We start from the raw sequence: 16,547 nt of genomic DNA on the forward strand, positions 1-16,547 counted from the left end.
TTGGATTAACACGTACAATTTCCTTATTATCCATTAACATAGTGTCTTTCTAAAAAAAAGAGTTATCCATAAATGGATAACTCTTTTAATAATAGAAGTTATGAGACTTTTTAAAATAAAAAGATACTATTGCTAATTACCCGTTATGTCTCTTATACATCCAAAGTAGCCCTGATTTCATTAAACGAGCGATACGCCCGGTTACAGAGATATCTGCCATGTAAACAAAGCCTTGTTTCTTCCCAAGCGATCCCATAAAGCCCTTCAGCTTGATCTCCGGCATTTTTTCTGGAAGTGGTTGACCCTTCCAACGAGCTTGAAGTACCTTTACAATTTGCTCAGCTTGTTCTTCTGCTAATTGAGCACTAGGAGCAAATGGTAGGGATGCACAATCTCCAACTACATATACACCCTCGTAGCTTGGTAAATCGTGATACTGAGTAAGGATGACACGACCGGATTTATCCTTCTCACCTGGTAGCGCACGTACTGGAGCTGCCGGCTGAATACCAGCTGTCCAAACAACCGCGTCCACAGGAATGATTTCTTCATGGTTATATAATTTATTTGGCTCGACTTTTGTAATGTTTGAATTACTGATTACTTCTACATTATTGGAATCAAACCATTTTTGCACATACTTACTTAAACGTTCTGGAAAATCTCTTAGTACACGTGGGCTTCGGTCAAATAATTTAATTTGCAAATCTTTACGACTTTCTCTTAGCTCACTTGCCAATTCGATACCACTTAAACCTGCTCCTACAATACCAACCACTGCTCCTGAAGGTAATCCGCAGATATACTTAAAGGTTTCCCTAGAGCGACCAATTGTTTGAATACTATAAGTATACTCAGCTGCTCCTGGAACATTATGATACTTATCTTCACAGCCTAAACCTACAACTAGATCATCGTAACGAACGGATTGACCATCCTCTAGCTTTACTTCTTTGTTTTCTACGTCAATTTCTTTAATTTCTCCATACACCTTTTTAAGCTTTTCATTCTCTGGAAATGAAACACGAATATCAGAGTCTGGGGATGTGCCCGCTGCCAATGCATAAAATTCCGTTTTTAGACTGTGGAACGGCGTTCGATCTATTAAAGTGATTTCAACATCATCAGGCAAGTTATTTGGTAGTAAGCGCAGTAATATGCGCATATTACCATATCCGCCTCCTAATAGTACTAATTTTCGCATATAATTCTCCCTCTACTTTGTTATCATCTAAAATTATAAATGATTGTGATGATTTTCACAATAATACTTCTTTATTGACGTATATAAAAAAAAACGGTAGCATGTCGAAGTAGTGAGGTGACAGCTATGAATCCAATGGTCGAATTTTGTATCAGCAACCTTGCAAATGGTTCGCAGGAAGCATTCGATATATTAGAACAGGATCCCGATTTAGATGTATTAGAATATGGTTGTCTCAGCTATTGCTCCCTATGCTCCGAAACACTATTTGCAATAGTAAATGGAGATGTTGTGGAAGGTGACTCCCCATCTGATCTGGTAGAGAAAATATATCAATATATTGAAGAAAATCCTTTATTTTAATCACGAATAAAATAAATGCTTGTCCAACTAGCGTGCCTATTTTACTTATCGAATGTACTAGTTAAATAGATGAAGGGAAAACAAAGGCAAAGGAAGCTAAATCAAATAGAAGCCCTGATGATTCTTTTTTTATATGATTAGAATCATCAGGGCTTTTTCATTTATCTTTCTATTTAATCCAATCACTTAAAGACTCTAAAAAATAGGTCGGCTGTTTTTCCATCATGCGGACCTCTTCTGTTCGATGAACCCCAGAGTTAACATGTGCTGTATCGATACCGAAATGAATGCCAGTTAAAATGTCTGTATGATAGTTGTCTCCAATCATCACCATTTCCTCTTTAGCAAATCCATATCGTTGCTGCATCATTTCCAATATAAATGGCTGTGGTTTCCCCATAAATAGAGCTTCTTTCTCGGTAGAATGCTCTACTAGCTTAGTAAAAGCGCCATTACCAGGTACATAGCCACGTTCCGTAGGGAATGCATGATCACTATTCGTAGAAATAAAAGCTGCTCCATTTCTAATAGATAGACAAGCAGTTGACAGCTTCTCGTAATTGATGGAACGATCGATACCCATTACTACTACCTCTCCTAGATTTTCGGTAATCGTAATCTGTTTATCCAGTAACGCTTCCCTTAAACCAGTTTCCCCAATCATAAAAACCTCTTTGGCTGGAAAATGCTCTGCAATATAATGCGCAGCAACAATGGCAGAAGTAATAATATGCTCCTCCGTTGTATGCACGTCCATTTGTGCAAGCTTCGAACGAATCTGCTCAAGTGTCATGGAAGCATTATTTGTAACAAAGAACGGCTCAATCCCTTTATTCTGCAAATGATGGATAAACTCTACTGCTTCCTTAATAGCAGTATTTCCTCTATAGACAGTTCCATCTAGATCCAAGAAATACGCCCTATAATTGGACATCGCTATCCTCCGGTAAAAATGCAGATACAGGACCAAGCTCATTTTCCAAATAATCTTCTACTCTTCCAGGGAACTGACCTAAATAAACAAGGTTTGATTTTAAGACTTCTTCTAGCTTTGTATGATTTACTGCATAGAAATTTCGAACCAGCTCTTTTCTCAGTTCGATAACCTCTTTCAAAGGACCGTCCATCTCTGAGGTGATAACTTTTTCATCTGTTAAGATATCGATAATATCATCGTAACCACCTGGATCACGCATAATAAAACCATCAATCATTGAATTTCCTACATCTATAACAGCCTCTATCATGTTATGGCCAACTCTCTCTAATGCAAGCTTTGAAAGCTGATCCTTATGCCAGTCTGTATTTCCTTCTAGTAATGCCAGTAATTCCTTCATATGCTGCAAGGAAAGCCCAATTTTTTTTCGATCTACAAAATACATCTTGTTACCTCCTAAAGCAGTATGCCTCTAGTTGATGAGATATCCTTCATCTCGGGCTAGAGACCTTTATATTCATTGATTAATACCTCTGTTCTATAGTACCATAATTCATAGTGGGAAGGAGTGTAGTTAATATGGAACGATTTTTTCTTTATGACGATGTAGAGGATACAAAAACGAGATTCGTAGGTTTTACAGGGGAATCTCAACGATATGACTTAGCAATCCTTCAAAGCACTAGATTTTTCGGAAAAGTACTTGTGATGGATATACAATATGGAAGATCCGCAATTATTGGCTCGGATGACGTGGAGGAGCCAGGTTATTTAGAAGAAGTTTTTAATCGAACTTCTGAAGAAGCAAAGGAATTAAGAGATTACTTAAGAGAGCTTCTTAGTTAGACAGGTGGCTTTTACTGGGGTGAGCGTTACTCTCAGATAACGGCACTTTATTCTCGGTTACGTGGTGGTTACTCTCGTTCAACCTTGGATTACTCTCGGATAGAAGTAATTTACTCTCGTTCAGCTTAGTTACTCTCGGTTAGGCTGCTGTTACTCTCGTTCATCGGGCATTTACTCTCAGTTAAAATGGTGGAAGGACATGGCCTGTGTCGGCTTTAAACCGGTTGAGCGTTACTCTCAGATAACGGCACTTTATTCTCGGTTACGTGGTGGTTACTCTCGTTCGGTGATGTTTTATTCTCGGATAAGGGGAATTTATTCTCGTTCAACCAATTTACTCTCGTTCGGTGACGATTTACTCTCGGATAGAGCAACTTTATTCTCGCTCAACAGCAATTTATCAGATACTTTTTACCAAGCAAAAAACCTTGAACTCGATCATAGCTGATCTTGTTCAAGGTTTTCTTTTTTCTCCAATATAGGTGGAAGCGGTTTTGGAGCTACGCCTGTCTTTTTCACGACGAAATAAGCACAACCAAAATTGCAGTATTCATATATATAGTCCTTTAGTGTACTTATCTTCGTGTCAAAGGTAGCCTTGTTGTTGCGATCATCAAAGAAGCCTTTCAGCCTTAATTGACCATATCCCCAGTCTCCCACGATATAATCATACTTCGTAAGTATTTCACTATAGCGCTCTAAAAAAACTTCTTCCTTAAATGCGTCGCGATAGTTTTCAATTATCTCATACGTATAGCCTTCTGCGATTATCATAGCTCACCATCCATCAGCTATTTTGTGCAAGCAAATCTTCCCCTTGGAGCTGCCTTTGCTTAGCTGCTGCGTTCACCTGTTCGTCAGCGTGATAGCTGCTTCTAACCAGTGGCCCAGCCTCACAGTGGGAGAAACCCTTACTCATAGCAATTTTTCTTAATTCCCCAAACTCGTTTGGTGAATAATATTTTTGAACCTTTATATGCTTTTTCGTCGGCTGAAGATACTGACCCAGCGTTAGAATATCCACATTGTTTGCTCGCAGATCGTCCATCGCTTCTACTATCTCCTCATGTGTTTCCCCTAGTCCCAGCATGATAGAAGATTTAGTTGGAATAGTCGGCTGCATCTCTTTTGCCCTTCTTAGCAGTTCGAGCGATCGATCATACGTTGCGCGAGCGCGGACCCTTGGTGTTAGTCTACGTACAGTTTCGATATTATGATTGAGTATGTCCGGCTTTGCATCCATGATGTTCCGAAGATTTTGTTCAATCCCTCCCATATCAGAAGGTAGGACCTCGATAGTGGTAAATGGATTTTTTCTTCGGATGGCTCGAATTGTTTCCGCAAACACCTCTGAGCCTCCATCCTTTAGGTCGTCACGAGCTACTGCGGTAACTACTACATGCTTCAGATTCATGATGACAACAGAATCTGCTACACGCTCTGGCTCTGCTAAGTCTAGCTCGGTTGGAAGGCCTGTTTTTACTGCACAGAATCTACAAGCTCGCGTGCAAACTGCTCCCAGAATCATGAAGGTTGCTGTACGTCTAGAACCCCAGCATTCATGTATATTCGGACACTTTGCTTCTTCACACACCGTATGGAGATTATTTTCTCTCATTAATTTCTTTAAGCCTTTATACTCGTCATTCGTGTTTAGCTTAATCTTCAGCCAGTCAGGCTTCCGCTCATGCTCCTTCTTTGGCGGCTTACATGATGTCATTTCTTTACCCCATTCCCCAAATAACATACTATTACTTTTGTCAATGTACCATATTATTTGAATTCAAACAACCTTCAGAAAAGCCATAGAGAAACGTTTAAACTAGCTGTTGACTCCTCTTGCCTTTGATGCTCCAATACAGAAACAGAACGATTATGAGGATGATCACAGTAACAAAGCCTGATAATACAGAGCCTGTTAAACCAAGGACCAAATACCCTATTCCTGCGATGATAGCGCAAATAATTGCATATGGGAGCTGGGTCGTAACATGGTCTAATACATTCACGCCTGCACCTGTCGCAGACATGATAGTAGTATCTGAAATTGGAGAGCAATGATCACCAAATACAGCTCCTGCAAGAACAGATGCAAGCACTGGTAAAATCAAATCTGGCTCTACCGCCATAATGATACTTGCCCCAATAGGAAGAAGAATACCAAATGATCCCCATGATGAACCAGTGGCAAATGCCATAAAAGCAGTTACAACAAATAAAATGAGAGGAAGTATACCAGTTGGTACATTATAGTCTGTAACCAATGATGCTAGGTAGTCACCAGTTCCTAATTCGGTAATCAAAAATCCTAATGACCATGCAAAGATTAAAATAAAAACTGCTACCATCATCGATTGGATTCCCTTTGATAATCCTTTTGTAATGTATTTAACATTAGCATCTGGGTTTACTTTAAATTGTCTTGCATAGAGTAATATAGCCAAAATAGAAGCGACAAGACCTCCTATAAATAAAGAAAAAGGTACATCTGTGTGCTCAAAAATAGTAAAAAGATTTGTGGAGCCTGCAGCTCTATAGCCAGTCCAAACTATACTTATAATAGTTACAACGAGTAGAGAAGCAATAGGCAAGATTAAATCTATTACTTTTCCATAATTATTTTCCGGGAAATGACCAGCAAGATCCCCTGGGTTCACTTTTCCTTTATCATAAAGCTCTCCATCTACAAGAGCACGAGTTTCATGCTTTTTCATTCCCATAATATCAAAGTCTGTCCAAGCTACGAAGAAAACAACAGCTAATGCTGCAATTACATAGAAGTTCATAGGAGCCATATAAACAAATGCCTGCAAGGGAGTATACTCCGTAATAGCATGAGTAGAAAATATGAGACCTAATTGAGCTATCAAAAATGCCCCCCAGCTAGACACTGGCGAAATAACACAAATAGGTGCAGAGGTCGAATCGATAATATATGCAAGCTTTGCTCGAGATACTCTGTATGTATCAGTAATTGGTCTTGCAATCTGCCCTACTGCTAAAGCATTAAAATAATCATCAATAAAAATGATGACACCGAGGCATGCAGTTAATAGCTTAGACCCTCTTCTTGTGGTGATTCTCTTTACTGCCCAATTTGCAAAGGCTTTACTACCACCTGAAAGACTGACAAAGGCGGTGATAATTCCAAGAAATAAAATAAATAATAGAATATAAATATTGTACATGTTGAAACCATCATCCCAGAAAGAAACGCTAAAAGATTCCCACAAAAGACGAAGAGAACCTATCAATGAAAATTCTTCGCTCAGGAATGCTGCAGAAACGATTCCAAGCCCAAGTGATAATAATACTCTTTTTGTTAATAAAACCATCACAATCGCAAGTAGTGGTGGTATCAATGAATAAATAGTGCCTTCCATTATTGCTCCTCCTTTTAAACATGTATACTACTGTCTGCCCCAATTAATGGAGTGAGAAACGCTCCTCCAAGCGGGCGATTCAAAAACTAAAAAGACTAACCTAAGTAAATTTAGGTTAGCCTCTACGTTGAATAGTAATATGTTCATCTACGTGTAGCTCCCCATCTGTTTTCCAACAGATGACAGTGTTATTTTTATTCAAAATAACCCCAACTAGATTGCTTGACGACAAATCTAATTTCGGCAATGCTTCCTTTCTTGTACGATCAACGGTGTCACCCTTCTGTACAATACTATTAAGCAATGCAGCCTCTACCTAATGTGTATTTATTTTATTCTATCATAACAGGAAATTTTAAAAAGTGAAGGTTTTTTAATCTTCAGGTAACGGTATTGGCACTTCAACCGAAGGAGCTGCCTCACCATCACCCCCTGTGTAAATATATGGAACCTGACCTTGAACCAATCCCATCGCTACCGGAATATTTTGTTCCACTACACTTATTTTACTTGCCAGTGGAACTATTATCTGTACGCTTACTTTTATGTGGATGGTAACTTCTACATAGGCATTATTGATTCCAAACTCCGTAATCTTCGTTTCTACATTTGACTGGACGTTCCCGATCACATGAAAGCGTATAGGAATCTTTGGACCTAGATTTCCAATTAGAGGTATGTTGGTTGCCTGCCCCATTGGAACAAAAAACACAACCCCTCCTTGATCCTCCATCGTTTGCTTGTCATACTCAATATCATCTAAATAAGGGAGACTGGATAGATTTCCACGCTCTGCCTGCTCCAAATGTGCTTGGACTAAGCTGTTCGTATCCGCCAACACCCTATTAATTATTTCCGTATTAAACTTTGTCGTTACCATTGTCTTACTTTCTGTAGGTACTTGCTCAATGATATCGTTCACATCAAGCACGTTTGATGTTCTTGAATTTATTGCCTTACTAATAACCATAGAAGCTATCTTGTTTGTTTGAACCTCTGCATAATCGAGATAGGTTGGTGTCAGCTGGGCATTTACATAATAGAATACCCCAGCAACCGATAGGAGAAAACTTGCTAAAAAGATAGCTAGCTTTGTCTGAGTTCTAATATGAAATGTATGTCGCTGTCTTCTTTTGTGATAAAACAAGTAAAAAATCCCCCTTGTTACTTATATGTAACAAGGGGAATCAGTATGAGCGATATTCATAATTGTAATGGGTACCATACCATTTCACGATATCTCGAATAACTTCCGGCATAATGTATCGTTTATCCGAATTTTTCAAGCAAGGAAAGAAGTAACCAAAGGTGAACATATCTAGAGTAGCTAAAGTATAGGTCTTCTCAATTTGTAACGGTTTTCCATCAACAAAGACAACACCCTGGACTTCCTCTAATTGATCAAACAAAATAGTCCCAAGGTATTTCCCCCTAAATCCCAGCCCTTTCACTTCTAAGCGTGGCCATTTTTCATTTTTGGATAACGTCAACACTTCTAAAAGAGCGGCACCGGTTAAAGTAACCACACATGGATTAATAGGATGTGGTAGACAGCGATGCAAGTCACTTTCCTTTATCATTCCACTAGGAAGATCGGACAAGAAAATTCCTGCTGGAAACATTGCACAATCAGCCTTTGTAAAGGCTAACAAAGCTTCACCAAAAAATTTCGAGAGCGGAGACGGCTTAAACCAATCCTTTTGAAGTTTCTTTTGGTTAAAAAATACGGGTGTGGCAAGCTCCGCATAGCCTTTATCCTGCCAGGACTGTTGTAGGTCTATGTCATCCACTGGCTTAGGCAAATCCTCAACTGGATATAGAACAGCACGTTTTTCCACGATTGTTTTCGTCTCGTGCTCGAAATCAATCGTTACATAGCCGATATAGTTCCCAAACTTCCCTGCGGCTGCTTGCAGCGTATTTCCTATCCATTTCCCTTGCTCAAAGAAATGATGCGTATGAGACCCTAATATTAAATCGATTTCTGGTATTTCTTGCGATATGATTTCATCCTGAAATTTCCCCAAATGAGACATGCAGATTAACACATCAACCTCTGGTCTTAATTCTCGACTAAGCTGGCTAAGCCTATTAATCGGATCTTGTACATGCCAGCCAAGCTGCTCATAGTAGATACCATAGTCTGCAGTTGCAGCTACAATTCCAATTTTTAACCCTGTCGGAGTAACATGGATTTTATAAGGACGAATCCATGATGGTATCTCCCCATTTGGGTAAACGAAATTAGATACAATCACTTCAAAATTAGCATCCTCATATAAAGTATCCAATTCTTCATGTCCTAGAGTAATTCCTTCATTATTCCCAATCGTTACATAATCATAGTTTGCCTTATTTAGAAGCTGAACGTTCCCTTTTCCAAGGAAGCCTTCTGTAAATACATTGGAGCGATCGAGATGATCTCCAATGTCTAAAGTCAACACTGTCTCTTTAGTGGAATGAGCCTTTTGTCTATCAGAGAGAAATTGATGAATGGTTGGCCAATTTTCTAAATGACTATGTAAATCATTCGTATGATAAATATTGATTCTTTCCATCATCCTATCTCCCCTCCTTAGCTAGAATAATCCATCAATTATAGATCGAATCCCTAAAATCAGCAATACGATACGGAGAGCCGTTACTAGCGCTTCTGAATTCAGCTTTTTATTCAACCTTGCACCAAGCTTTGCTCCAATATATGCTGCAGGTACGACAGGTATTGTATACAGCCATGGAACGTTTCCTAAAGATATATGTGTGGCAGAGTTTACGATAGCCGACAAGAACACCATAAACATGGAGGTACCAACCGCCACATGAGGTGGAAACAAAAACAACAAGATCATGGCAGGAACGATCATAGAACCGCCACCTATTCCGAACAACCCTGAAGCAAAGCCCACTGCGAAGGTGAATATTAAAGCAAACCAGATTGGATATCCATATACAAATGTTTTATCTCCATCTGTAAAGGTGCGCTTCGTTCCATTCTTTACAAACCATTGTACCGGCTTAAGATATTTCCTCACTAGAAGAAGCATGGAAAGGACTACTAATAATATACCAAAATAGAGATTAAAGGACGGTAAATCCAAGCCTTTGTTTACCCATGCTCCCAATATAGTTCCAGGGATGCTTCCGATAAAGAAAATAATGGAGCTTTTAAAATCAACTGTTTTGGTCTTCATGTAAGAAAGGGTAGAAGATAGCCCTATAAAAATCATCATAATAACGGATAGACCCACAACACTTTGTGGCGTGATGTCCGGTACCCAACCAAGGGTGGTACCAAACAAAAGCAGAGCCGGTACTAAAATGACACCCCCACCAAGACCTACAAGCGCTCCTATAATTCCTGAAAATAAACCGCATAATGCTAATATAATCCATTCCATTTGTTAAAATTCCCCTTCAAATAGGTCTAGTTGTTTGGGAGCAAGCCCTTTAAACTCTATATCCAGCATGTGCTGAAAGGCTTTAGCATTTTTAGCTGCATGCCCACCAGAGTTGTTATTAAATAATACTATTACTTCAGATGCCTGTTTATCCAGCTGCTCACATACTTTTTTTATGTAGGTCAGTTCTTCTTTATTATAGTCATAGAGATACCTTACCTCTCTCCACTTTTCCCTGTTTCCAGGGTTTAGCCAGCCAGCTGCATTACGTCCATGCAAGCGTACCAACACCTTCTTAGAGGTAGCCACTGGCACAAGAGGAATACTCCCCTCCCCTATCTGTGGCTCATCACACACACTATGGTGAAACTCATTGTCCCTTAGAAACTCCAGCGTGCCCCTTTCATATTCAGGAGAATACCAGGACTGATGTCGGAACTCAACCGCCACCTCAAAATCCTTTAACTCTTCTCTAATCGTACGAAGGTATTGCACATTTTCTTTCTCACATTTGAACCAAGGCGGGAATTGCGCAAGCACCATTGATAGCTTTCCTGCCTCTTGAAAAGGGAGAATTGATTTCCGGTAAGCTTCAAACATCTCTTCAGTCGTTTTGAAAGGAATTTCCCCACGCTGATGACCTGTCATCCCTTGATATGCCTTTACGACAAATTGAAAATTATCTGGTGTCTCTCGAATCCATTTTTGAATGTTCTTTTCAGGCTGTATGGCATAAAAAGCTGCGTCCAATTCTACAACTGGAAAGTTAGCGCTATAATCTTTTAATTTCTCTTTGGCCGAGGACACATACAAGTCAGGATGATCCCCCCACCCTGTCAAACCAATCTTAATCATTTGACCACCTCTTCTATGTATACCCATATGATACCACCAGCTAGACATTACGACAAAAAAAGCGAGCGTATTTGGAGCTTGTGAGTAGAATTGATTGGTTGGTGTGTAAATGAAGGAGTATGGTCTGAAAATGATTCAACATGCGGTAAATCTTAGGCTTTTGGGAGTAATGTTGTAAAACTGAGGGCTTATGTTGTAAAAATTAGTGACTATGTTGTAAAAATGGACGGTAATGTTGTAATCCTGTCCAGGAATTGGTTAAAGAACTCAAACCAAAACTAGCTGAATAAAAAAACAGGAAATGTCCAATCCTTTTAACAAAGAGCTCCCTAGAGAGTCTCTATAACATAAAGGAGGAATTTCCTTTGGAGGAAAATAACAAGCCATTCTATACAAGATGGTGGTTCTGGTTAATAGTCGTAATCATTATTATCATCTTTGCTACAAGTGGAAGCGATGATACAGATAACACTAATAATACGAACTCAACAAATGAGGAGAACCAAACAGATACCACGAACAACAACAACAACAACAACAATAATAATCAGAATGCGACCTCAGATAACCGCATTAAATCAGGTACCTATAAGGTTGGAACAGATATCCCAGCTGGTGAATACCTGGTGTTTGCTGATGAGACGGGATATATCGAAAGCGCTAAAGATAGTACAGGGAATCTGGAAAGCATCATATTTAACGATAATCTTGATGACTCCCATTCCTTTGTAACACTTCGTGACGGAGAATACTTTAAGCTTCAAGGAGCTTATATGTATCCGGTAGATAAAGCACCATCCGTTATCCCGAAAGATGGAGAGTATGATGATGGGATGTATCGCGTTGGGGTGGATATTCCAGCAGGTGAATACAAGATGATTTTAGATAGTGATACCGACATGGGCTATTATGAGGTTTCAAAAGATAGTACACACCAGCTAGATTCCATCATTACAAATGAAAATGTTCAAGCAGATACGTATTTAACTCTTTCTGACGGACAATATGTAAAGCTACAGGATGTAGAAATTCACACCAAATAAATAAGAGGAAGAGGAGATGGATGTCGTCCATCTCCTTTTTATTGACCAAATTGTTCAATTACCTCAGCAAATTTCAGTCTAACATTAAAAAAGAGACGAACTAGTAAAGTTCGTCTCCTCTATCAATGTCTTAACCAATAGAACCTTCCATCTCGAACTTAATCAAGCGGTTCATTTCTACTGCATATTCCATTGGAAGTTCTTTTGTGAATGGCTCGATGAAGCCCATTACGATCATTTCTGTTGCTTCTTCTTCACTTAATCCACGGCTCATCAAGTAGAATAATTGTTCTTCAGATACTTTCGAAACTTTTGCTTCATGCTCTAAAGAAATATTATCGTTCAAGATTTCGTTGTATGGAATTGTGTCAGAAGTAGACTGATTATCCATGATCAATGTATCACACTCGATATTTGCACGAGCACCAGTTGCTTTACGTCCAAAGTGAACGATACCACGGTATGTTACTTTACCACCTTGTTTCGAAATAGACTTCGAAACAATAGTAGAAGACGTATTAGGAGCCAAGTGCATCATTTTCGCACCAGCATCTTGGTGTTGCCCTTTACCAGCGATTGCGATAGATAATGTCATACCACGAGCGCCTTCACCCTTCAGGATAACAGCAGGGTATTTCATTGTTAATTTAGATCCGATGTTACCGTCAATCCATTCCATCGTTGCGTTAGCATCACAAACAGCACGTTTTGTAACTAAGTTATACACGTTGTTTGCCCAGTTTTGGATTGTCGTATAACGGCAATAAGCATCCTTTTTAATAATAATTTCAACTACCGCACTATGAAGTGAGTTAGTTGTGTAAACAGGAGCTGTACATCCTTCAACGTAATGTACGGAAGCACCTTCATCCACAATGATAAGTGTACGTTCGAATTGACCCATGTTTTCTGAGTTAATACGGAAGTATGCTTGAAGTGGAGTATCCACTTTTATACCTGGTGGCACATAGATAAATGATCCGCCTGACCAAACTGCTGAGTTAAGTGCAGAAAATTTGTTGTCAGAAGAAGGGATTACTGTACCAAAGTGTTTTCTGAAAAGATCTTCGTTTTCACGAAGGGCAGAGTCAGTATCTTTAAATACGATTCCCATATCTTCAAGCTCTTGTTTCATGTTATGGTAAACAACCTCTGATTCATACTGTGCAGAAACACCCGCAAGGTATTTTTGTTCTGCTTCAGGAATACCTAATTTATCAAAAGTAGCTTTGATTTCTTCTGGTACTTCATCCCAAGATTTTTCTGTTTGTTCAGATGGTTTTACATAATATGTGATTTCATCAAAATTTAATGGCTCTAATTCTCCACCCCATTGTGGCATTGGTTTCGAATAGAATATATCTAAAGCTTTTAAGCGATAATCTAACATCCATTGTGGTTCATTTTTCATACGCGAAATTTCTTCAACGATTTCTTTCGTTAAACCACGTTTTGAACGGAAAATGGATACGTCTTTATCGTGGAAGCCATATTTGTAATCACCAATTTCAGGCATTTTTTTTGCCATCGTATTTCCTCCGTTCTTGCTATTATTTTTCTTCTGAAACGCCTTTTTCCATAGCCTTCCATGCAAGTGTTGCACACTTGATACGAGCTGGGAACTTAGAAACTCCAGCTAGGGCTTCAATGTCACCCAAGTCTATGGAATCATCATAGTCTTTTCCAAGCATCATATCAGAAAAGATTTCTGAAAGCTTTAGCGCCTCATTCACACTCTTTCCTTTAATCGCTTGAGTCATCATAGAAGCGGAAGACATGGAGATAGAACATCCCTCTCCGTCGTACTTCGCATCTTTTACTTTTCCGTCTTCTATTTGAAGGGTTAAATGAATGCGATCTCCACAGGTAGGGTTATTCATATCAATTGTCAGTGCTCCATCCTCGATACTTCCTTTGTTTCGAGGATTTTTATAATGATCCATAATCACCTGACGATAAAGTTGATCTAAGTTATTAGAAGACATCTCCAAAATACTCCTTTGCAGTACGTAAGCCAGCAACTAGCAAGTCAACATCTTCCTCTGAGTTATATACATAGAAGCTTGCTCTAGCCGTTGCAGTAGCTTTCAGCCATTTCATCAATGGCTGTGCACAGTGATGTCCTGCACGAATAGCAATACCATTCATATCTAGGACTGTTGCAACATCGTGAGGGTGTACTTCATCTAAATTAAATGTTACAATGCCAGCTCTTGCCTTCGGGTCTTGTGGACCGTAAATAGTTAGGCCATCAATTGTAGACATCTTATCCATGGCATAAGCAGCTAACCGATGTTCATGCTTCTCGATCTCTTCTAGGCCAATTTCCTCCAAAAAGTCGATTGCAGCAGATAATCCGATTGCTCCTGCGATGATTGGAGTACCACCTTCAAATTTCCAAGGAAGCTCCTTCCAAGTAGACTCTTGCAAGCCTACAAAGTCAATCATCTCTCCACCAAATTCAATTGGTTCCATTTTTTCTAGCAAGGCTTTTTTACCATAGAGCACACCGATACCGGTAGGTCCACACATTTTATGACCTGAAAAAGCTAGAAAATCGCAATCGAGATCCTGTACATCCAGTTTAAGATGCGGAGCAGCCTGTGCCCCATCAACAACCATTACAGCACCATGCTGGTGAGCAATTTGTGTAATTTCCTTAATAGGGTTCATCGTTCCAAGGACATTGGAAACATAAACAACAGACACAATTTTTGTGTTATCAGTTATTGTAGCACGAACCTTCTCAAGTGATAAAGTGCCATCCTCTTCAAGGTCAATATACTTTAATGTCGCACCAGTTTCCTTAGCAAGTTGTTGCCAAGGAATAATATTTGAATGGTGTTCCATATAAGTGATAACAATTTCGTCACCCTCTTGAAGATTAGCTAGCCCGTAGCTACGAGCAACAGTGTTGATACCTGTAGTCGTGCCGCGAGTAAAGATAATTTCTTTCGTGCTCTTTGCATTGATGAAGCGGCGAACGTTTTCACGCGCCCCTTCGTAGCTTTCCGTAGCACGATTTCCAAGTGTATGCACACCTCGGTGCACGTTGGAGTTATCAAACTCATAGTACTTTCTCAAAGCTTCAATTACTTGAACAGGCTTTTGAGAGGTTGCTGCACTATCTAAATATACCAATGGATGACCATTGATTTCTTGATTAAGGATGGGAAAATAGCTTCGAATCTCTTTAATATCGATCATTAGCGAACTTTCCTTTCAATTACCTCCGTCAGCTGTTTCTTAACGCCTTCGATTGGTAGTTCATTTACTACTGGTGCTAGGAATCCGTGAATTACTAGGCGCTCAGCCTCTTGTTTCGAAATACCGCGGCTCATTAAATAATACAACTGAAGTGGATCTACGCGTCCTACAGAAGCTGCGTGACCTGCTGTTACATCGTCCTCGTCAATCAATAGGATTGGGTTAGCATCTCCACGGGCTTTTTCGCTTAACATAAGTACACGAGACTCTTGCTCTGCATTTGATTTTGTAGCACCGTATTCAATTTTCCCAATACCATTGAAGATAGAAGATGCTTCGTCTTTCATTACACCGTGTTTCAGAATTTGACCTTCTGTATGTTTGCCCCAGTGAATTACTTTCGTCGTGAAGTTTTGTTTTTGTTTTCCACGACCTACAACTACCATCTTTACATGCCCTTCTGAATTGTCTCCAACTAAGTGGGTAACATTTTCAGAAATCGTGTCGCTATCGTTCATCATGCCAAGTGCCCACTCTATAATCGCGTCACGGCTAGTTACACCACGACGGTTCACATAAGTAGTAAAGCCTTCTGCTAGAACGTCCACAGTACCGAATGTCACTTTAGCGTTATCCTTCACGATAACCTCAGAAATTATGTTCGCTAAGCCATTTGTCTTTTCTACTGTTGAAAGATAGTTTTCTACATAAACAACAGAGCTATTCTCATCTGCTACCAATAATGTATGGTTGAATAAAGAAGCTGTATCGTTGTCATGTAGGTACACAACTTGAATTGGCTCTTCAATCACGACATTTTTAGGAACGTAAACAAACACCCCACCATTTAATAGCGCCGCATGTAAAGCAGTAAGCTTATGCTCGTTTACTTTTACGCCATCAGTCATGAAATACTGTTGTACTAATTCCCCATGCTCGCGAGCAGCAGTGTGGATATCTGTAAGAATAACACCTTTTGCTTTTAACTCTTCTGTAAGAGCTACATAAGCTGGTGTGTTATTGCGTTGGATGTAAATATTTTTTTGTTCTTCTGTATTTACAATAGCTTTCACTTCTTCAGGAAGTTCATCTAAGGAAGCATAAGCTTGGCTCTCTACAGAATGTGTTGGGAACTCTAAGAAGTTCCATTTATCAATTTTCGTTTTATCTGGAGTTGGCATTGCAAGTGTTTCCAATTGACCGAATGCTTGTAGACGTAGCTCCGTCATCCAGCTTGGTTCTTGGTGACCTTCTGAAAAGGAGCGAATATCCTGTTCGGTTAATGCCAATTTTGTTTCAACCGTCATTTGT

The 16,547-nt window shown here is 39.5% G+C and carries 17 protein-coding genes and 1 riboswitch; of the genes, 3 read left to right on the forward strand and 14 right to left on the reverse strand.

Annotated features, from left to right (window positions below; all coding sequences use genetic code 11):
• Positions 1 to 136: 136 nt before the first annotated feature.
• Positions 137 to 1,204, reverse strand: coding sequence for an NAD(P)/FAD-dependent oxidoreductase (locus tag AC1VU3_RS10110; RefSeq protein WP_480388461.1), 1,068 nt, complete (start codon positions 1,202 to 1,204; stop codon positions 137 to 139).
• 126 nt (positions 1,205 to 1,330) lie between these two features.
• Here AC1VU3_RS10110 and AC1VU3_RS10115 point away from each other — a divergent pair, with 126 nt between their 5' ends.
• On the forward strand, positions 1,331 to 1,567 hold the full coding sequence (locus AC1VU3_RS10115) for a YuzB family protein (protein ID WP_480388462.1): 237 nt from the start codon (positions 1,331 to 1,333) through the stop codon (positions 1,565 to 1,567).
• Between the two features lie 169 nt (positions 1,568 to 1,736).
• On the opposite strand, the gene AC1VU3_RS10120 is transcribed toward AC1VU3_RS10115, so the two are convergent.
• Together AC1VU3_RS10120 and AC1VU3_RS10125 are read right to left on the reverse strand one after the other, a co-directional pair.
• Complete coding sequence (locus AC1VU3_RS10120; RefSeq protein ID WP_480388463.1) at positions 1,737 to 2,501, reverse strand: TIGR01457 family HAD-type hydrolase; 765 nt, start codon at positions 2,499 to 2,501, stop codon at positions 1,737 to 1,739.
• The gene (locus AC1VU3_RS10125; protein ID WP_480388464.1) at positions 2,488 to 2,949 is read right to left on the reverse strand and encodes a DUF86 domain-containing protein; all 462 of its coding nucleotides are present in this window, start codon (positions 2,947 to 2,949) and stop codon (positions 2,488 to 2,490) included. Before AC1VU3_RS10125 ends, AC1VU3_RS10120 begins: the two co-directional genes overlap by 14 nt.
• A gap of 134 nt (positions 2,950 to 3,083) precedes the next feature.
• On the opposite strand from AC1VU3_RS10125, the gene AC1VU3_RS10130 reads away from it, so the two are divergent.
• The gene (locus tag AC1VU3_RS10130; RefSeq protein WP_480388465.1) at positions 3,084 to 3,350 is read left to right on the forward strand and encodes a DUF3055 domain-containing protein; all 267 of its coding nucleotides are present in this window, start codon (positions 3,084 to 3,086) and stop codon (positions 3,348 to 3,350) included.
• A gap of 438 nt (positions 3,351 to 3,788) precedes the next feature.
• On the opposite strand, the gene AC1VU3_RS10135 is transcribed toward AC1VU3_RS10130, so the two are convergent.
• The 7 genes from AC1VU3_RS10135 to AC1VU3_RS10165 form a co-directional block, all read right to left on the reverse strand.
• Entirely contained in the window at positions 3,789 to 4,124 is a 336-nt protein-coding gene (locus tag AC1VU3_RS10135) for a YutD family protein (RefSeq protein WP_482983389.1), read from the reverse strand.
• 13 nt (positions 4,125 to 4,137) lie between these two features.
• Complete coding sequence (gene lipA, locus AC1VU3_RS10140) at positions 4,138 to 5,070, reverse strand: lipoyl synthase (RefSeq protein ID WP_482983390.1); 933 nt, start codon at positions 5,068 to 5,070, stop codon at positions 4,138 to 4,140.
• Positions 5,071 to 5,167: 97 nt separating this feature from the next.
• Complete coding sequence (locus AC1VU3_RS10145) at positions 5,168 to 6,733, reverse strand: Na+/H+ antiporter NhaC family protein (protein WP_482983391.1); 1,566 nt, start codon at positions 6,731 to 6,733, stop codon at positions 5,168 to 5,170.
• Positions 6,734 to 6,879: 146 nt separating this feature from the next.
• A riboswitch (Lysine riboswitch) is annotated at positions 6,880 to 7,056 on the reverse strand.
• A 50-nt stretch (positions 7,057 to 7,106) separates the two neighbouring features.
• Positions 7,107 to 7,880, reverse strand: coding sequence for a sporulation protein YunB (gene yunB, locus AC1VU3_RS10150; RefSeq protein ID WP_482983392.1), 774 nt, complete (start codon positions 7,878 to 7,880; stop codon positions 7,107 to 7,109).
• Positions 7,881 to 7,920: 40 nt separating this feature from the next.
• The gene (locus tag AC1VU3_RS10155; RefSeq protein WP_482983393.1) at positions 7,921 to 9,294 is read right to left on the reverse strand and encodes a bifunctional metallophosphatase/5'-nucleotidase; all 1,374 of its coding nucleotides are present in this window, start codon (positions 9,292 to 9,294) and stop codon (positions 7,921 to 7,923) included.
• Positions 9,295 to 9,312: 18 nt separating this feature from the next.
• Positions 9,313 to 10,131, reverse strand: a complete 819-nt coding sequence (locus tag AC1VU3_RS10160) for a sulfite exporter TauE/SafE family protein (RefSeq protein ID WP_480388471.1) — start codon at positions 10,129 to 10,131, stop codon at positions 9,313 to 9,315.
• Between the two features lie 3 nt (positions 10,132 to 10,134).
• Positions 10,135 to 10,986, reverse strand: coding sequence for a DUF72 domain-containing protein (locus tag AC1VU3_RS10165; RefSeq protein WP_480388472.1), 852 nt, complete (start codon positions 10,984 to 10,986; stop codon positions 10,135 to 10,137).
• Positions 10,987 to 11,351: 365 nt separating this feature from the next.
• Between AC1VU3_RS10165 and AC1VU3_RS10170 the strand changes: the two genes are divergently transcribed.
• Positions 11,352 to 12,029, forward strand: coding sequence for an Rv1352/Rv1906c domain-containing protein (locus tag AC1VU3_RS10170; protein WP_482983394.1), 678 nt, complete (start codon positions 11,352 to 11,354; stop codon positions 12,027 to 12,029).
• Positions 12,030 to 12,159: 130 nt separating this feature from the next.
• On the opposite strand, the gene sufB is transcribed toward AC1VU3_RS10170, so the two are convergent.
• The 4 genes from sufB to sufD are packed head-to-tail and all read right to left on the reverse strand — an operon-like array spanning position 12,160 to position 16,543.
• On the reverse strand, positions 12,160 to 13,557 hold the full coding sequence (gene sufB / locus AC1VU3_RS10175; protein WP_482983395.1) for a Fe-S cluster assembly protein SufB: 1,398 nt from the start codon (positions 13,555 to 13,557) through the stop codon (positions 12,160 to 12,162).
• Positions 13,558 to 13,579: 22 nt separating this feature from the next.
• Positions 13,580 to 14,014 (reverse strand): Fe-S cluster assembly sulfur transfer protein SufU, encoded by a 435-nt coding sequence (sufU, locus tag AC1VU3_RS10180; protein WP_480388475.1) that lies wholly within the window; start codon positions 14,012 to 14,014, stop codon positions 13,580 to 13,582.
• Positions 14,004 to 15,236, reverse strand: a complete 1,233-nt coding sequence (locus tag AC1VU3_RS10185) for a cysteine desulfurase (RefSeq protein WP_482983396.1) — start codon at positions 15,234 to 15,236, stop codon at positions 14,004 to 14,006. The genes sufU and AC1VU3_RS10185 overlap by 11 nt, the downstream gene beginning before the upstream one ends.
• The gene (gene sufD, locus AC1VU3_RS10190) at positions 15,236 to 16,543 is read right to left on the reverse strand and encodes a Fe-S cluster assembly protein SufD (protein ID WP_480388477.1); all 1,308 of its coding nucleotides are present in this window, start codon (positions 16,541 to 16,543) and stop codon (positions 15,236 to 15,238) included. Before sufD ends, AC1VU3_RS10185 begins: the two co-directional genes overlap by 1 nt.
• Positions 16,544 to 16,547 lie beyond the last annotated feature (4 nt).

Source organism: Psychrobacillus sp. Z16_25 (genome assembly GCF_056856695.1).

Coding starts and splice junctions, on each gene's coding strand:
- AC1VU3_RS10135 (WP_482983389.1), bottom strand. CDS start 4,124: ATGATAATCGCAGAAGGCTATACGTATGAGATAATTGAAAACTATCGC.
- AC1VU3_RS10120 (WP_480388463.1), bottom strand. CDS start 2,501: ATGTCCAATTATAGGGCGTATTTCTTGGATCTAGATGGAACTGTCTAT.
- sufD (WP_480388477.1), bottom strand. CDS start 16,543: ATGACGGTTGAAACAAAATTGGCATTAACCGAACAGGATATTCGCTCC.
- AC1VU3_RS10165 (WP_480388472.1), bottom strand. CDS start 10,986: ATGATTAAGATTGGTTTGACAGGGTGGGGGGATCATCCTGACTTGTAT.
- AC1VU3_RS10145 (WP_482983391.1), bottom strand. CDS start 6,733: ATGGAAGGCACTATTTATTCATTGATACCACCACTACTTGCGATTGTG.
- sufB (WP_482983395.1), bottom strand. CDS start 13,557: ATGGCAAAAAAAATGCCTGAAATTGGTGATTACAAATATGGCTTCCAC.
- AC1VU3_RS10115 (WP_480388462.1), top strand. CDS start 1,331: ATGAATCCAATGGTCGAATTTTGTATCAGCAACCTTGCAAATGGTTCG.
- AC1VU3_RS10125 (WP_480388464.1), bottom strand. CDS start 2,949: ATGTATTTTGTAGATCGAAAAAAAATTGGGCTTTCCTTGCAGCATATG.
- AC1VU3_RS10110 (WP_480388461.1), bottom strand. CDS start 1,204: ATGCGAAAATTAGTACTATTAGGAGGCGGATATGGTAATATGCGCATA.
- sufU (WP_480388475.1), bottom strand. CDS start 14,014: ATGTCTTCTAATAACTTAGATCAACTTTATCGTCAGGTGATTATGGAT.
- AC1VU3_RS10185 (WP_482983396.1), bottom strand. CDS start 15,236: ATGATCGATATTAAAGAGATTCGAAGCTATTTTCCCATCCTTAATCAA.
- AC1VU3_RS10160 (WP_480388471.1), bottom strand. CDS start 10,131: ATGGAATGGATTATATTAGCATTATGCGGTTTATTTTCAGGAATTATA.
- AC1VU3_RS10130 (WP_480388465.1), top strand. CDS start 3,084: ATGGAACGATTTTTTCTTTATGACGATGTAGAGGATACAAAAACGAGA.
- AC1VU3_RS10155 (WP_482983393.1), bottom strand. CDS start 9,294: ATGATGGAAAGAATCAATATTTATCATACGAATGATTTACATAGTCAT.
- lipA (WP_482983390.1), bottom strand. CDS start 5,070: ATGACATCATGTAAGCCGCCAAAGAAGGAGCATGAGCGGAAGCCTGAC.